13 protein-coding genes and 2 rRNA genes are annotated in these 15,206 nt (G+C 46.0%); 2 read left to right on the top strand and 13 right to left on the bottom strand.

Going from position 1 to position 15,206, the window contains the following annotated elements; translation table 11 throughout:
* Positions 1–27: 27 nt before the first annotated feature.
* The 6 genes from HFE01_RS24025 to HFE01_RS24000 all read right to left on the bottom strand — a co-directional run bounded on the left by HFE01_RS24025 (position 28) and on the right by HFE01_RS24000 (position 6,697).
* Positions 28–2,364, bottom strand: a complete 2,337-nt coding sequence (locus tag HFE01_RS24025; protein WP_019685905.1) for an Ig-like domain-containing protein — start codon at positions 2,362–2,364, stop codon at positions 28–30.
* A 172-nt stretch (positions 2,365–2,536) separates the two neighbouring features.
* On the bottom strand, positions 2,537–3,697 hold the full coding sequence (locus tag HFE01_RS24020; RefSeq protein WP_017427171.1) for a serine hydrolase domain-containing protein: 1,161 nt from the start codon (positions 3,695–3,697) through the stop codon (positions 2,537–2,539).
* Between the two features lie 163 nt (positions 3,698–3,860).
* Positions 3,861–4,322, bottom strand: a complete 462-nt coding sequence (locus tag HFE01_RS24015; protein ID WP_031462682.1) for a pyridoxamine 5'-phosphate oxidase family protein — start codon at positions 4,320–4,322, stop codon at positions 3,861–3,863.
* Positions 4,323–4,393: 71 nt separating this feature from the next.
* Entirely contained in the window at positions 4,394–4,618 is a 225-nt protein-coding gene (locus HFE01_RS24010; protein ID WP_107735139.1) for a non-oxidative hydroxyarylic acid decarboxylases subunit D, read from the bottom strand.
* 41 nt (positions 4,619–4,659) lie between these two features.
* Complete coding sequence (locus HFE01_RS24005; RefSeq protein WP_025363806.1) at positions 4,660–6,078, bottom strand: non-oxidative hydroxyarylic acid decarboxylases subunit C; 1,419 nt, start codon at positions 6,076–6,078, stop codon at positions 4,660–4,662.
* A gap of 28 nt (positions 6,079–6,106) precedes the next feature.
* The gene (locus HFE01_RS24000) at positions 6,107–6,697 is read right to left on the bottom strand and encodes a flavin prenyltransferase UbiX (RefSeq protein ID WP_013369033.1); all 591 of its coding nucleotides are present in this window, start codon (positions 6,695–6,697) and stop codon (positions 6,107–6,109) included.
* Positions 6,698–6,858: 161 nt separating this feature from the next.
* On the opposite strand from HFE01_RS24000, the gene HFE01_RS23995 reads away from it, so the two are divergent.
* Positions 6,859–7,764 (top strand): LysR family transcriptional regulator, encoded by a 906-nt coding sequence (locus HFE01_RS23995; RefSeq protein ID WP_016818877.1) that lies wholly within the window; start codon positions 6,859–6,861, stop codon positions 7,762–7,764.
* Positions 7,765–7,836: 72 nt separating this feature from the next.
* On the opposite strand, the gene HFE01_RS23990 is transcribed toward HFE01_RS23995, so the two are convergent.
* From HFE01_RS23990 to HFE01_RS23970, 5 genes are all read right to left on the bottom strand, one after another.
* A complete protein-coding gene (locus HFE01_RS23990) occupies positions 7,837–9,021 on the bottom strand; it encodes a response regulator (RefSeq protein WP_013369031.1) in 1,185 nt (394 codons plus the stop codon).
* Positions 9,002–10,798 carry a sensor histidine kinase gene (locus HFE01_RS23985; protein WP_107735138.1) on the bottom strand — a complete coding sequence of 599 codons (1,797 nt, stop codon included), beginning with the start codon at positions 10,796–10,798 and terminating at the stop codon, positions 9,002–9,004. The genes HFE01_RS23990 and HFE01_RS23985 overlap by 20 nt, the downstream gene beginning before the upstream one ends.
* 30 nt (positions 10,799–10,828) lie before the next feature.
* On the bottom strand, positions 10,829–11,662 hold the full coding sequence (locus HFE01_RS23980; RefSeq protein WP_373456529.1) for a carbohydrate ABC transporter permease: 834 nt from the start codon (positions 11,660–11,662) through the stop codon (positions 10,829–10,831).
* Positions 11,663–11,667: 5 nt separating this feature from the next.
* Positions 11,668–12,558 carry a carbohydrate ABC transporter permease gene (locus tag HFE01_RS23975; protein ID WP_025363801.1) on the bottom strand — a complete coding sequence of 297 codons (891 nt, stop codon included), beginning with the start codon at positions 12,556–12,558 and terminating at the stop codon, positions 11,668–11,670.
* A 232-nt stretch (positions 12,559–12,790) separates the two neighbouring features.
* Positions 12,791–14,122, bottom strand: a complete 1,332-nt coding sequence (locus HFE01_RS23970; RefSeq protein ID WP_107735136.1) for an extracellular solute-binding protein — start codon at positions 14,120–14,122, stop codon at positions 12,791–12,793.
* Between the two features lie 294 nt (positions 14,123–14,416).
* Between HFE01_RS23970 and HFE01_RS23965 the strand changes: the two genes are divergently transcribed.
* Complete coding sequence (locus HFE01_RS23965) at positions 14,417–14,575, top strand: hypothetical protein (RefSeq protein ID WP_013369026.1); 159 nt, start codon at positions 14,417–14,419, stop codon at positions 14,573–14,575.
* Between the two features lie 187 nt (positions 14,576–14,762).
* Here HFE01_RS23965 and rrf read toward each other — a convergent pair.
* Both rrf and HFE01_RS23955 read right to left on the bottom strand, forming a co-directional pair.
* Positions 14,763–14,879, bottom strand: a 5S ribosomal RNA gene (gene rrf / locus HFE01_RS23960).
* 149 nt (positions 14,880–15,028) lie between these two features.
* Positions 15,029–15,206, bottom strand: a 23S ribosomal RNA gene (locus tag HFE01_RS23955); the annotation flags it as partial.

Raw genomic sequence — 15,206 nt, 5'->3', positions numbered from 1 at the left:
TGCTCTTTTTCTTTTCATTTTAACAGATTACTGAACGGTTACCTGTACCTTCGTCATTTTACCTGCATATTTCACTGTAATTACAGCTTTGCCCTTGCCCTGTGCCTTAATGTTGCCGTCTTTGACGGTCGCAACAATAATTCTGGACGAGGACCAGACAGCAGGTTTGGAAACATCCTTCTCCGACTCATCCTTATACGTGGCTGTAGCCGTAACCTTGGCCAGCTGCCCTGCCTTCAAAGTCAAGGCGACTTCGTCCGTTTGCAGGTATTTAAGCGTATCAACATCAACAGGTACGCTGATCACCTTACCGCCAAACTTCGCCTGAATGTTAGCCTTACCGTAGCTGACCGCGGTAACCTGACCCTTTTTGACGGTGGCTACCTTATAGTTTGACGTTTTCCATTCAGCTTGGGTTGTAACATCCTTTTCTTTGCCATCACTGGATTTAACTACAATCGCAATCGTTTTTTGATCCCCGGATTTTAGTGATAACGCAATGGCATCCGCTTCAATCTTTTGCGCTACGTCCACTTCTACCGTAAACGTAATGGTTTGCTTGCCATATGAAGCAGTGACCGTTGCCTTACCGCTTGCATTCGCTTTAATCAAACCTTCGCTAACTTCAACTACTTTTACATTACTAGTAGTCCAAGTGGCGTCCTTGGTTACGTCTGTTTTTGTGCCACCACTCTTAACGCCTGTTACTTTCAGCTGCTTTGTTTCCTGAGCACCAAGCGCAATCACGCGCGAGTCTGTTTCCAGACGGTCCACAAGGCCCACTTGTACGTTTATTGTCAGTTTTTTGCCGTTATAGGTCGCTGTAATAACCGCTTTACCGGCTGCTTTACCCGTAATCGTTCCTTTGGACACAGAAGCAATATCTTCCGCGCTTGAAGCCCACTCCGCATCCTGTGTCACGTCTTCCTTGCGTCCATCCGCATAAGTAGCCGTCAGAGTTGCAGTATAGTCCTCATTAATATCAATCGTTGCCGTTTTGGAAGACAAAGACAGATCACCAGGCACATTTACGGATACTGTAGCTGTAGCTGTTTTGCCGCCATAAGAAGCTGTGATCGTAGCCTCACCTGTTTTATAACCTGTGACTTCCCCCGCGCTGACAAAAGCGATATCTTCATTGCTGGATTTCCACTCTGCCTTACTTGTGATATCTTCTTCCGTACCTGTTACGTACGTTGCAGTCAGCTTGAGCTTTTTGGATTCCTTGGCGTTCAAGCTCAGCTTGTCCTCGCTCAAATCCAGAAATCTAGAGGTTTCGACATCTGTCTTGATCGAAACTGTCTTATCTCCATACTTAGCAGTCACTGTAGCTGAACCCGCTCCAATGGCCATAATCGTTCCTTTATTCACCGTTGCAACTTTTTCATCGCTTGATGCCCAAGTAGCTTTATCTGTGATATCCGTTACTGTTCCATCCGGGTAGACAGCAGATACCTGAATTTTTTTAGATTCATCCAAACGGAGAAAAATATTGGTTTCGCTGGCTTTCAGCTTATTCGTCTGATCTACATCCACCGCAATCGTAGCGGACATCGTGCCATATTTACCTGTGATCGTCGCCTTACCCGCGCTATAGCCGGTAATAGTGCCTTTCAGTACATCTGCCACAGCTGCATTGCTGGAGCTCCACTCAGCAGACTCTGTCACGTCCTGTACCGATCCATCCGGGAACGTTGCTGTCAATTTAACCTTCTCTGTATCCTTCAACAAAAGAGAAACCTCTGATGAACTGACATCGAGACGTTTAACCTGCTCTACCTGTACAGCAATCGTTACAGTCTGTTGACCATAAACAGCCTTAATATTAGCTGTACCTGCTCCCTGAGCAGTAACCAATCCGTTGACTACAGTCGCTACCTTTTGGTTATCCGAGGTCCAGGTCGCATCACCTGAAACCTGAGCTGTCGTATTATCACTATAAGTCGCTGTCAAATCAATCTGTCCTGTGCCGCTCGAACGTAAGTTCAGGCTTTGTACATTGGATGTCAGCGCCTTAACCTTTTTCGTAACATGTACCTGAACCGATTGTACCTTCTCTTTATAGGTCGCTACCACGGTCGCTTCCCCTTCAGCTTTGGCTGAAACCGTACCGTTATACACTGTAGCGATAGCTGTATTATCACTTTTCCAATCCGTGCTTACGGTTACATTCGAGGTCGTCCCATCGCTAAAAACAGCCGTAGCCGTCAGCGCAGCCGTATCTCCCTGCTGCAAAGTTACCTCGTTAGAGGAAAGGACAATCTTGGAAAGCACTGCATCTGCTGCAGATGCAAACCCTGCATATGATGTAAAACTTGAAATCAGGATGACCAACGCCAGAAATCCGGACCATCTATTCTTCAAAATCTAATTCCCTCCCATTTCAATGCTAAAAATTAAGGATTTCGCAAAATCCCTACACCTACGTTTTATGTCGTCATATGGAAAAGAATAGTTTAGACTTTAAAGAAAATTTGGTCCTTATTAACTAGAATCGGTATTACCGAAGATCAAATCGTTAAATATACCCTTACTTTTACAAACAGCTATAAGCTGCTGCACGTATTCTCAAATGGTGATACTCTTCCATATTGGGATCAAGCTGATGCATATAAACGACGGAGAACTGTTCGCTCGGATCTATAGAAACCCATGTGCCTGCCATTCCCGTCCAGCCAAATTCCCCAATCGAGCTGTTTGCATGACCAGCCGCTTTATCCATTAACGTACGCACGCCCAGTCCATAGCCATAACCTGTATGGTATGAATTGGTGAAATCCGATAGTTGGGCTGTACTCAGATGATTTGTGCGCATTAAATCAATGGTTTTTCTCCCCAATAGCCTCACACCGTCTACCATGCCGCCATTTGACAACATTTGTGAAAATGTCAGGTATTCTTTGACCGTCGAATATAAGCCCGCGCCTCCACCTTCATATATAGCATCTGGCTGATGATGTTCATCCAAGAAACCTTCAATTTTTTCAAGTTTTCCGGCGTCTGTCCGTTGATACATGGAGGCCATCCGCGATTCAATATCTCCACGATAACGGTAACCTGTATTGTTCATTCCAAGTGGATCAAAGATTTCATCCTTCAAAAATTGTCCTAATGATTTACCTGAAATGACTTCAATTAGACCTGCAACAAGATCATGTCCATATCCGTATAACCATCGTGTTCCCGGTTCAAATGCAAGCGGAACTTTAGAAAGCGCTTTAATTTCTGTACGCAGGTCATATTTCCCTTGCTTTTCCTTTAAAGCTGTAATGACCTTGTGCATAGCTTTTCCTGTTTCTGAAAACTCGGAAGCATAAGGAAGCCCCGCACTCATATTGAATATATGCTTAATTAAAATAGGATTATCCGCCTTGTCAACGTAGGTGTATCCGTTAGGAGCAGTTTTGAATACATACGAATCGCGATACTCAGGTAAATATTCACACAAAGGCTCATTCAATAAAAATTGTCCGCGTTCATACAGCATAAGGGCAGCCGCACATACAACAACCTTTGTCATGGAAAACAAGCGATACACGGTATCTTCAGTAATCGGTTTCCGAGTTTCCACATCAGCATATCCATGATATCCTTCATACAACACTTGGCCATTTTGTGCAATGGCACAACCACACCCTGCCGGTCCATTCGCTAAGAATTGTTGCAATAGCTGATCTACCTTGTCAAAACGAGACATATTCATCCCTCCTATTTTTCTTCAAAAGAAACAAGCTTCCCCTCACGCTCTAATTCCTGTTCCAACAAGCTCAACCTGACTCCTTGTAAGCGCTTATTCCCTTGCATCTATTTTAACGGTAAACTTGGTAATTACAAAGATGATTTGTCATAATTAGATAGCTTTATACCAACAACTCTGCCACCGTCTCTTTCCAGCGATTGATCACCGATTCCGGCTCCTTGAGGCGAATTGTGACACCTGTCAAGATATCCGCATATTGAGCCGAATCTTCTCTAGCTGCGAAAACCCGTGCCGCAAATCGCTCACGCACATGCTTGGCTTCACGCAAAGCGGACAGATGTTCCAGCGACAACCGCACATAATGCGCCTGCCCGCCGGTGAAGACCGCGAGCGTCGCCTTCCCCGTACGGATTATGTTGCCAGTCGTGGTCGTACCGGGCCACAGTGCCAGACGTAAATTTTCCTCGTCCAGCGCTACAATCTCACCCACGCTAATCATTGCTATGTGCGGCCACTGATCTTCCGTAACCGTCAACAGCATCATTGCTTCCTGTTGCTTGTGCTCCAACTCCTTGCCGTTCAGCAGCGTGAACAGTTCCTTACCGATCCTTGGCGTCTGCATGAAGTATAATCCCCTTTACATTTGGCCTATAACTTCAAAATACCATAAATTACGGCTACTTACGAACGACCCTATATCCGCTCTGGAATAGGAGGAACATGAGCAGCATCCGGAATATCTTGGGGGTTTACCTTGAACGCCGATTTATACTTTGCTGGATCAGTAATGCTATCCGGTTCTGAGGTTCGCCATGTGAACAGGCATACAGGGCACAACAAAACCTCCCAGGCACCTTTAACCGGCGAATAGGAAACGACTTCTGAACGATTGGACTCACAACGGGGACAAATATGCATCTGTCAGCACTCCTTTAATTTTTCTTTGTTTTTAAAAATATTTAGCGAAGCATTTGGCTCAACTTTTTCTCCCATTCCGCTACACCCAGCGGGGAATCGAGCGGCTGCGAGTAATGGCCTCTAATATCCGGTGCTACAGGTGTCGTCGCATCCAGTATCATTTTGTGCGTCATACCTGCCGGATCAGAGCCGGGGTCAAGCGGTAAAATAGACAAGCCAGGAACAATGACAGCATCATGCTTTGGATGAAGCTTGGTGGATAAAGCCCACATGACTTGCGGCAGATTGAACGGATCGACCTCCTCGTCCACCACAATCACCAGCTTGCAATACCCCAATCCATGCGGAGTCGTTAACGCACGCATTCCCACAGCCTTCGCAAAGCCGCCATACCGGGTTTTCGTGGAAATAATAGCGACCAGCCCATGCGTATACATGGCATTAACAGCTACGATTTCATTAGGAAAAGCATCCTTAAGCTGCTGAAACAACGGTACACTTGTATTCACACCGATCATATAATCCGTTTCCGTCCAAGGCATCCCGATGTACAGATGCTCAAAGATAGGCTGTTTGCGGTGATATACACGATTAATCTGAATGACTGGCATCGCGCGACCGCCGGAATAGTGACCTGTGAATTCACCGAATGGACCTTCATACTCACGTTCACCTGCTAACACTTCGCCTTCCAAAATGACCTCGGCTCCCCAAGGCAGATCCAGATCTGCATCCTTCGCTTTGACCACACGATAAGGCTCGCCCTGAATGGCGCCCGCCATCTCATATTCGGATTGATCGTACAGCAGCGGCGTAGAAGCAGCCGTTGTAATCACAGGCTCACATCCGAGGGCAATAGCCACCTTCAGATTTTCGCCACGCTCCTCAGCCTGACGGATATGGATCGCAATATCATGCTGTGGTACAGGCTGGATGCCCAAACGGTTCTTGCCTTTCACCTGCATCCGGTATAAGCCGACATTTTGCTTACCGTAGGTGTCCGGGTCATCCAGATCGCGTGAAATTAGAATTGCTTTATCCAAATAAAACCCTCCGTCCCCCTGATTCAAACGAAACAACGGCAAAATATCAAACAAATTAATATTCTCCGTAATTTCGACTTCATGAAAAGGAGCGGCTTCTTCCCGCTTCACGGGCACCGGAAATTGTTCATAGCGTCTGGCAAATTCAAAAAACTGCTCCTTGAGCGGCGTATTTTTGGGCATTCCCATCATGAGGGCATGATTGGGCCAGGAGCCCATCACATTCATTGCAATACGAGCATCCGTATATCCATAGATGTTGTTGAAAAAGAGAGCAGGCGTCTTATCTCCAAGATTGTTTAATGCTCTGTTAGCTGCTGCGAGGTCCGGCTCCGGCTTTACCTCATCGCTGATCGTGAGTAATTGTCCCTCCTTTTCCAAGGTGTGTAGAAAATCGCGAAAGTCTTTATAAGCCATCATTCATTCTCCTTCGTCTTTCGATTTCTCAATTCTGGTGCAGCCTGGAGTCATTCTGCTTCATCCCATCCCAGCGTTTGGCTGCGGTTGTGACAATACCGAACTGATCCAATGCGCGAAAAACAATATGATCCACTAATTCCTCGATACTTGCAGGATGATTATAAAAGGCAGGCATCGGCGGCAGGATCATCACGCCCATACGTGACAGCTCCAGCATATTTTCCAGATGGATACTGCTTAATGGTGTTTCTCTGGTCATGAGCAGCAGCTTCTTTCGCTCCTTCAGTATCACATCCGCTGATCGGGTAAGCAGGTTGTCCGCCATACCGATACGAATAGAGGCAAGAGTCTTCATACTGCAAGGAGCGACGACCATACCATCTACCCGGAAGGAGCCGCTAGAAATACGTGCGGCCTGATCCTTATACGAGTAGACTGCATCCGCCATTGCCTCCACTTCCTTCACCGTGTAGCCTGTCTCATAGGGAATGTTGGCAATAGCCCACGGGGATAGCACCAGATGGCTTTGGACTCCAGCCTCCCGTAATTGTTGCAATATACGGATACCAAAGATTGACCCTGTCGCTCCCGATATTCCTACAATGATTTTCTTCATATGTCCCCTCCTTCCATCCCATCGTTTTATGTTCACCCATGCATTACTGTCAAAAATTATACGCCCGTTCCCTGCACACGAAAAATATATATAATATATGTAATGCATATTTTAAAAGTATTCAAATCGAAGCGGTGTTTAGAAATGAGGAGGAATCCCCAATGGACTTGAAGCATCTGCATTACTTTTGCGTCATCGTGGAGGAAGGGCAAATCACCAAGGCCGCCAGAACGCTCAACATGGCCCAACCTCCACTGAGTCAACAACTCAAAAACATGGAGGACGAGCTTGGTGTAAAGCTGATTTACCGTGAAGGAAAGAAGTGGGAAGTTACCGAGGCCGGATATACACTGTATACACGCGCCAAACGATTATTGGCTGAAATGGAGGACACCTGTAGAGAAATTGGGGAGTTTGAAAACAGAGTAACCGGCACACTTGCCATAGGCACGTCATCCGCCTGTATGTCTCTGATTACTGAACAACTCAGTCACTTTCATCAGGTTTATCCAGAGGTATACGTTAAAATAGGACACGGAGACACACATCATCTGGAAGAGCTGCTGCATCAAAATAAAGTCGATCTGGCCCTGCTGCTGCTTCCGGTAGACGACAAATCGTACCATACGATTGAACTGGAGGGCGTTTCTTTTGTTGCGGTTCTTCCGTGTGAATGGGCAGATCGCCATCCCAGTGGGGAAATTACATTACAGGAAGCTGCCAGCTATGACCTCTTGTTGGGACGCCGAACAGAAGGACACGGACTATACGAAACCGTCATCCGCAAATTTCAGGAACACCATCTTATTCCGCGCGTCGTATTGGACTGTCCAGAAATATCGACCATTCTCTCGCTCGTTTCCACAGGCATGGGAATTACCATTATTCCAGACGCTGGCTTGGGACAAGAATACGGGGACAGATTTCGCACACTCTCCATTAAGGAGCCATTCCCCTTCACACAGCCTGCCGTCGTATGGCGCAAGGATCGTTATTTATCCAATGCAGCTCGCAAATTTGTTGAACTGCTACAAGCTGGAGACACGAAAAAGACTGTTCCCGAGTAGATGCTCTACCGCTCTACTCCTGAAACAGTCTGATGCTGGATGAACTTCCTTCATTCGGTCGTTGATACCAACTTATTTAACTCCTTGATGCCGATACTCGGTCGGAGTCATTCCACATTTGCGCCGAAACACCTGTGTAAAATGCCTCATATCTTGATAGCCGATCCGCTCGGAAATATCAGCCAGCCGCAGATGAGGATCATTTAGCAGCCGCTTCGCCTCTTCCATACGCAAGGAAATGACGTAATCCTTATACCCTTGTCCCGTCTTTTGCTTGAATAGCTGGCTGAAATATACTGGATTTAAAAATACGATTGAGGCCACTTTTTCCAGTGACAGCTCCTCTGTAAAGTGAGCCCGAATATACTGCAATGCTACATCAACTGTATGCATGCCCTTACGGAGACATTCTCCTGTATCCGCTGCTGCGGCTGCAATCTCTTCTGGCGTTCGTCTTAGTCGCGCTACCTCTTCAGGTATGGATGAGAAATTGTGATGAACACCTGAACGTGTAATTTGCAGAGGCACTCTGACATAACGCTTTAAATGAGATTCAAGCAACATCTCTAACCGTGCAGCCTCTGCTTCATCCCTTAGCCTTGCAATCCCCAGCAGACTATGGCGGTCTAGACTGACGACAAAACCGCTGCCTCCAGCCTCAATGAGCTCGGACAGTACATTTTCAATCATAAAATGCTCCAAATGTGTCTGCTTGTGATCAGGTTCCATGCGAACCATAAAAAGATGGAATTCTGGATAATTTTCGACGAAAGGCTGTATATCCAGCTTCCCCGTATCCAATCCGAGTGCATAACGTTGGAAAACAGCTTCACGTAAATAAACCATATTGGATTTAAGAAGCCTGCCCTCGTTTGCCTGTTGCGAGGCCACGAGCGCTTCGGCTGCTAACATTTCAATGCATTCCAGTAGCTTCTTTTTGCCGATTGGCTTTAACAGGTAGTCTTTGGCACCCAGCTTTACTGCTCTTTGCGCATATTGGAAGTCGGAATGGGCCGAAATGACAACCCACTGCAGATGAGGATGCTTTCGCTTGGAAATACGCATGAACTCCAGACCATCCATACCGGGCATCAGGATATCAGTCAATACAATATCCACAGGATGCTCCGCCAGAATGCCTGCTGCTTCCTCGGTGGAAGCAGCGAGATGAATGCCGCAGGTTGGTAGAGCTTGGCCAATAGTGCGCCGAATCCCCTGTCGAATCATATTTTCATCGTCAGCTATCAGAATATTCATGTTTCTCCTCCTTCTGTGGCAGAGGCACACTTACAGTGACTGTCGTTCCGGCCCCTGGTGTGCTGGAGATCCGTAGGCCGTACTCTTCTCCGAACATGTGCCGTAGCCGTAAATTTAGGTTTTGCAGGCCGATGCCTCCCGCCTGCCCGCTGCCCGCCTGTTTGCCGGGTTCTGCCAAAGCGACCTGGACCACCTCCCATCGTTCATATTCCATCCCTACACCATTGTCTATGATATGCAGACTCAATACACCGCCATACTCCTCCGCTCTGACGAGCAGTTTGCCACCTGTATCTGCATGAAGAGGCTCCAGCCCGTGTTTCACCGCATTTTCAATTAACGGCTGTAAGGTCATTTTGGGCAAACGGATATCCAGCCATTGTTCCTCGATATTGACGTCAACAGATACCCTGCCCTCCAGCCGAGCTTGGATAATGGTGAGGTAGTGGCCGACTTGCTCTACTTCTTCCCGAAGGCTCACATCAGCTCCCTCTTCCCAGTGACTGCTGTAACGGAACATATGGGATAAGGAGAGAACCACCTCACCGAGCTGATCCTGCCCCTTTTCATCTAGCATCCAATAGATCATATCCAACGTATTGTACAGAAAATGTGGATTAACCTGCGTCTGCAGAGCGTGTAGCTCCGCATTTTTCTCGCTGACCGATGATATACGCACCAACTCAATCAGTTCTGCAATCTGCCTTACCATATGGTTGAAAGAGGTAGCCAACTGGTTGATTTCTTCATAGGATTCGATGTTTACCGTGTGGCGGAAATTGCCTGTCTCTACCCGTTTCATTTCCCGAATAACTCGTTTGAGCGGAAGGGAAATGCCCCTGGAGACGATAGACGCAATTAGCGCCGATACCATAATGAGTATAGGTGCCACGATAAATAAGTACCTTTGAGTTTGAGCCAGTTCCACATTCAGATCCTCGCTGGGTGTCACACTAATCACCGACCAATCGGCAAACGGAAGTTTGGAAGCGATTACAACTCTCTCATTATTCCGATCTACAATTACATCCTCCTCCGGGACCTGTGGCTCTAGATTTCGCAAATCTGGTGGTGGATCAGAAGAAGTAGCCGATACAATTCGATTTTCATGGCCCAACAGATAGACCTGACTATTAGTGCTCAGCCGTAAATTGTGGAGAGCGGACAATATTGAACGCGGTTCAGCCTCAAATAGAACAATACCAATCGGCTTGTGTTCATCCAGATCATAGAGCTGCCGTCCAAATGCAAACACAGGCCTGGTTTCCACTTGGTCGATGACAGAGTGAGGATAAACACCCAGCCATGCAATTTTGCCTGCCGACCTTCGAATTTCCCTGTACCATTCCGTATGCTCGTAATGAGTATCAATGACATTCATATAATTTCCATAATTGTATACCTTGCCTGTGTCTGTGATGACATGAATACCGATTAGATCCTCGCGCGAATAGTAGATGGCTCCAAGGATATTCGTAATCGTACGTTCGTTGATGTAATTGACAGCAGGTAAATCACTATGATCTGTCGTCAGCAGACGAACCAAATCCATATTGTTGCTGATCGACTTGGAGAGACTGTTATAGCTGTCGAGCAGCAATTCGAACAGACCTGCTGTCTGAGATACATTTTTACGCGCAAGCTCACTGATCTTATCATGGAACTGCACCGTAGTACGGTTGTAAAATAATAGACTGACCGCCAGCACAATGCTGGACATGCTCAATAGGAACAGAACAAACAAGCGGTATTGAATGGATTGAAAACGGCGCATCATACCTCTGTGCGCTCCTTTCGCATCGGCCGCCTATCCTTTAACCGCTCCTGCAACCATGCCCTTGGTGATTTTTTCGGACAGGACAAAATAAATAATAATGACCGGTAAGGCCCCCATGACTAGAAAAGCACCAATGTTGCCATAGTTCACAGAATACTGGCTGACGAACGTATATACGCCGAAAGGGAGCGTTTTTAGCTTTTCGGACGAGATAAAGGTGGCAGCCATAATGTATTCATTCCAAATATTAATGAAGGTTAAAATACACACTGTCATGATAGGCGGAATCGAGATGGGTAAGATTACACTGCGGAAGATACGATAGATGCTCGCTCCGTCAATGTAGGCGGATTCTTCAATTTCGTGGGGAATGGACCGCATAAAGCCGGATAGGATGAAGACCGCAATCGGTGTCTGAAAAGCAATGTAGGGTAAAATCAGCGAGAAATACGTATTCAGAATATGGACGTTTTTAAACATCACCATCAGCGGTAGCAGTGTAGCTTGCATGGGGATCATCATCCCGACCAAAAACAATGTCAGCACAACAGCCCCGAAACGCCAGCGAAAACGTGTAATTGCATAAGCAGTCATCGAGCTTAATACAATGACAAAAATCATCGTAACCCCAGTCACCAGCACACTGTTTCCTAAATAATGCAAGTAGCTCCCTGATTCATAGGCTTCCTGGTAGTTGTGCCACTGGGGCACTTGAGGGAGTGCAAAGAAGCTTGAACTTAATATCTCTTCATTCGTCTTCAACGAATAGGTCAGCAGCCAAAAGAGTGGATACAGCTGGGTGACCTCTAAGACGGCCAACAGGGAGAAAACCCCCATTTTTTTCAAAGCGTTCAACAGTCCCATCCCCTTTAGCTTACCTTATTTTCGATTCGTTTGAAAACAAAATTTATCACAATTGTAAATGACAAGCAGATTACTACGAGAAACGAAGCCAATGCACTGCCATACCCGTATTTCATAGATAAAAAGGACATATTGTACATATACGTGGATACTGTATCCGTCGCATGGGCTGGTCCTCCCCCCGTCATCACCCAGATCAAATCAAACGATTGCAAGGACCCGATAAAGGCTAATACAATAGATATTTTGAAAATAGGCACAATGAGTGGCAACGTAATGTAACGGTCTGCTTTGAATCCTTCTGCTCCATCAATTTTAGCTGCTTCATACAGCTCATTGGGTATGTTTTGTACCCCAGTAAACTGGATAAGTAAATGGTAGCCAAAATATTGCCACAACGATACAAAATATAGAGCATACATTGCTATCTGCGGTTCCGTCAGCCAAGAGCGTGTCCAGCTTTCCAGTCCGACCGCCATCAATATACCGTTCAGCATCCCACCCATCGAGGCCGGATTATAGATCGTTTTCCACAACTGGCCAATAATAACCACCGATAGAATGACCGGCAGAAAATACATCGTTACCAATGTATTTGCCTTACGCACATAACGATTGAGTAAAATGGCCAGCAGTAGACAAAGCGGGATTTCCAGCATAGAAAATACAGCGAACATCATCGTTCGCTTCACGGACGGCCAGAACACTGGATCGGCTGTAAAAATACGCTTAAAATTAGTCAGCCCCACAAACTTCGCCTCTGCGATCCCGTTCCAATCCAGCAACCCGCAATACACAGATACCAAAATCGGAACAAATACCATACAGGTATACAGCAACAGGCATGGCAGCACGAAAACGGCAATCGTGCGTGCCGGCACCTTCAGTACATTCATGCTCTAATCTCCTTTGTGTTGATTCGAAGCATCTTTCTGGGAAATGCTTAGCCATATGTGATTCCGAATCAGGGAAGGGAACTTTCGCTCCCTCCCCTCAAGTCTGCTACTCCAGGATTTCGCAAAATTCGATTCCAGTCGCTCCAAAGTGCAATATCTAGACGAACTAGGCCATTTCGATCTATACATTCTTCATTGGAAGCCACCTATTGGATGTTTGCAAAATTCTCAATTATTTATTTGCTTCAAAAGTGTTCTGATGTTCCTTCGCAACTTGCGCAGAGTCTTCTTGTTGTACAAACAGGTTTTGAATGCTACTTAGATGCGCCTGTGCAATAGCCGGATTCATCGTATTATCAAAAGCAAGGTCCCCTCCTTTTACATTTTTGAACAGCTCATTGAGACTAATGGCTAACTCGGAATAACCCGCTTCCTTCAGATCGCCTTTCATTTTCTGACCGCTGCCAATTGCATTCTTCAGATCAAACTGAATCTTGGGCATCTCTGTAATAAAATAGTGCAGGAAGTCCTTCGTCTCCTGTAAATGTTCACTATTCGCAGATACCGCAAACGCGCTACCCGGCGCAATGACATACTCATTCACATTCCCTTTGCCATTCACCGTAGGAAATTGAAACGCTCCGACCTTACCCGCTACTGGGGAGGCATCAATAGAACCTGTTTCCCAGGTGCCCATAATATACATTGCAGCTTTCCCTGTTTTAAAAATATTACCGCCTGCATTATAGTCAATAGATGTAGCTCCATCAGGGAAAGCCCCGGCCTGCACCAATTCCTGAAATGCATCCACAGCTTCCACAAAAGCCGGGTCATTAAACGTCTTTTTGCCATCCAGCACATCATTGAGGAAATTTGGCCCTTCATTTGTACGCAACAGAATATTCATAAAAAGGAGGGAACCGGTCCATGAATCCTTTTCCCCAATAGCAATTGGAGTAATTCCCTTTGCCTTCAGTGTCTTCACTGTTGTTATCAGCTCATCAAAGGTGGTCGGCAACTTTTGAATTCCCGCCTGCTCGAACAGTTCTTTATTGTAAAAGACCACTTCTATATTGTTACCATCTGGAAAAGCGTAAAGCTTATCATCGAAGCTATAGTAGTTAAGAAGGCCATCCTGAAACGTATCTTTTAACCCCTCTTTATCAGCTACATCATTTAATGGTGCCAGTAACCCAGCATCTACGAATGGCTTCATCTGTGCAGCCGGATTTACAATCGTAATATCTGGTACTTCCTTCGCTGCTGCTTGTGTTTTCAGCTTGAGCTTTTGCTGATCTGTATTTAGCGAATCCAATTCAATTTTGACATGAGGATGATTCTGCTCGTATTGACTTACAATCTGCTTTATCATTTTGTATGAAGGGGTGCTCGGATCAGGATTGATGTTTTGAAAGGTAATCGTCACATCCTTCGTTACATTGCCTCCACCCTTTTCCCCTGAATTTCCCGGACTTGCGCTCTGTCCGTTATTACAAGCTGCCAGCGTCAATGCCAAGGCGCCCGCCGCCACAATGGCAAACGCTTTCATTTTTACTCTGCTCATGTTCCTTGTCCTCCTCTGGTTGAAGCATTGCGCAATTTATCCTCCTAGTCGGTGGACACTCAATGCCCGCTTGTTCTTTTCATTATGTTACATAGAAAAGACGTGAACAATGCGTGAACTTAAGGAGAAGGGTTTGTTTTTTTAAGCCCTCATTTGCGTGCTTCAAAATTCATTCATATCATAACTTGCAATTTATCTAGAAGACAGGCATAATATGAATAAGATCTTTATTTGATAATGATTATCATTATTAAATGATAAATACACATAGACTTTAAAGGAGGCAGGACCGCAGTGAAAGAAGCTTTTAGTAAAACCTCCCTGCATATCGATGATTATTTGGATCTTCTCAATCTTGCCGTACAAGTCGGAGATACAAAGTGGCAAAAGGAAATTACCCGTAAACTTCAAGCCTTAAGTGCCCTCCAGGCAGAACAGGTTGAAATAGATTAACATCCCACAGTTAATACTGGATCTCAGTTGAAACAGCACGTCAGGCAGTACTGTACAAGGAGCAACCAGAGTATTGTAGTACTTCTAACCAAAGGCATGGCATGAGCCGTTCAGGTGACCGATAAATAAATCGGTTATACAAAAGAGGACCATGATCTCAGTAAGATCATGGTCCTCTTTACTTGTTGCTTGGCAACGTCCTACTCTCCCAGGACCCTGCGGTCCAAGTACCATCGGCGCTGGAGGGCTTAACGGTCGTGTTCGGGATGGGTACGTGTGGAACCCCTCCGCTATCGCCACCAAACATGAATTTGCCTCGCAAATTCTTCCGTAAGGTTATTCGCTTCATCACGGATTGTGTGAATGAATAGCCATACGCTTGTCGTATGTACTTCTACATACCTTCAAGGTTACACCCTGAAAACTGGATCCGAAACTCATTGCGTCTTATCTTAGGATAAGCCCTCGACCGATTAGTATTGGTCAGCTCCATGCATTACTGCACTTCCACCCCCAACCTATCTACCTCGTCGTCTTCAAGGGGTCTTACATACTGGGAAATCTCATCTTGAGGGGGGCTTCACGCTTAGATGCTTTCAGCGCTTATCCCTTCCGTACATAGCTACCCAGC

This window comes from Paenibacillus sp. EKM10P, assembly GCF_011800655.1.
GTDB lineage: Bacteria > Bacillota > Bacilli > Paenibacillales > Paenibacillaceae > Paenibacillus > Paenibacillus polymyxa.
Note: the sequence above shows the minus strand (reverse complement) of the source record. Positions and strands in the feature narration are given on the sequence as shown.

Coding starts and splice junctions, on each gene's coding strand:
- HFE01_RS24020 (WP_017427171.1), bottom strand. CDS start 3,697: ATGTCTCGTTTTGACAAGGTAGATCAGCTATTGCAACAATTCTTAGCG.
- HFE01_RS24015 (WP_031462682.1), bottom strand. CDS start 4,322: ATGCAGACGCCAAGGATCGGTAAGGAACTGTTCACGCTGCTGAACGGC.
- HFE01_RS24010 (WP_107735139.1), bottom strand. CDS start 4,618: ATGCATATTTGTCCCCGTTGTGAGTCCAATCGTTCAGAAGTCGTTTCC.
- HFE01_RS24005 (WP_025363806.1), bottom strand. CDS start 6,078: ATGGCTTATAAAGACTTTCGCGATTTTCTACACACCTTGGAAAAGGAG.
- HFE01_RS24000 (WP_013369033.1), bottom strand. CDS start 6,697: ATGAAGAAAATCATTGTAGGAATATCGGGAGCGACAGGGTCAATCTTT.
- HFE01_RS23995 (WP_016818877.1), top strand. CDS start 6,859: ATGGACTTGAAGCATCTGCATTACTTTTGCGTCATCGTGGAGGAAGGG.
- HFE01_RS23990 (WP_013369031.1), bottom strand. CDS start 9,021: ATGAATATTCTGATAGCTGACGATGAAAATATGATTCGACAGGGGATT.
- HFE01_RS23985 (WP_107735138.1), bottom strand. CDS start 10,798: ATGATGCGCCGTTTTCAATCCATTCAATACCGCTTGTTTGTTCTGTTC.
- HFE01_RS23980 (WP_373456529.1), bottom strand. CDS start 11,662: ATGGGACTGTTGAACGCTTTGAAAAAAATGGGGGTTTTCTCCCTGTTG.
- HFE01_RS23975 (WP_025363801.1), bottom strand. CDS start 12,558: ATGAATGTACTGAAGGTGCCGGCACGCACGATTGCCGTTTTCGTGCTG.
- HFE01_RS23970 (WP_107735136.1), bottom strand. CDS start 14,122: ATGAGCAGAGTAAAAATGAAAGCGTTTGCCATTGTGGCGGCGGGCGCC.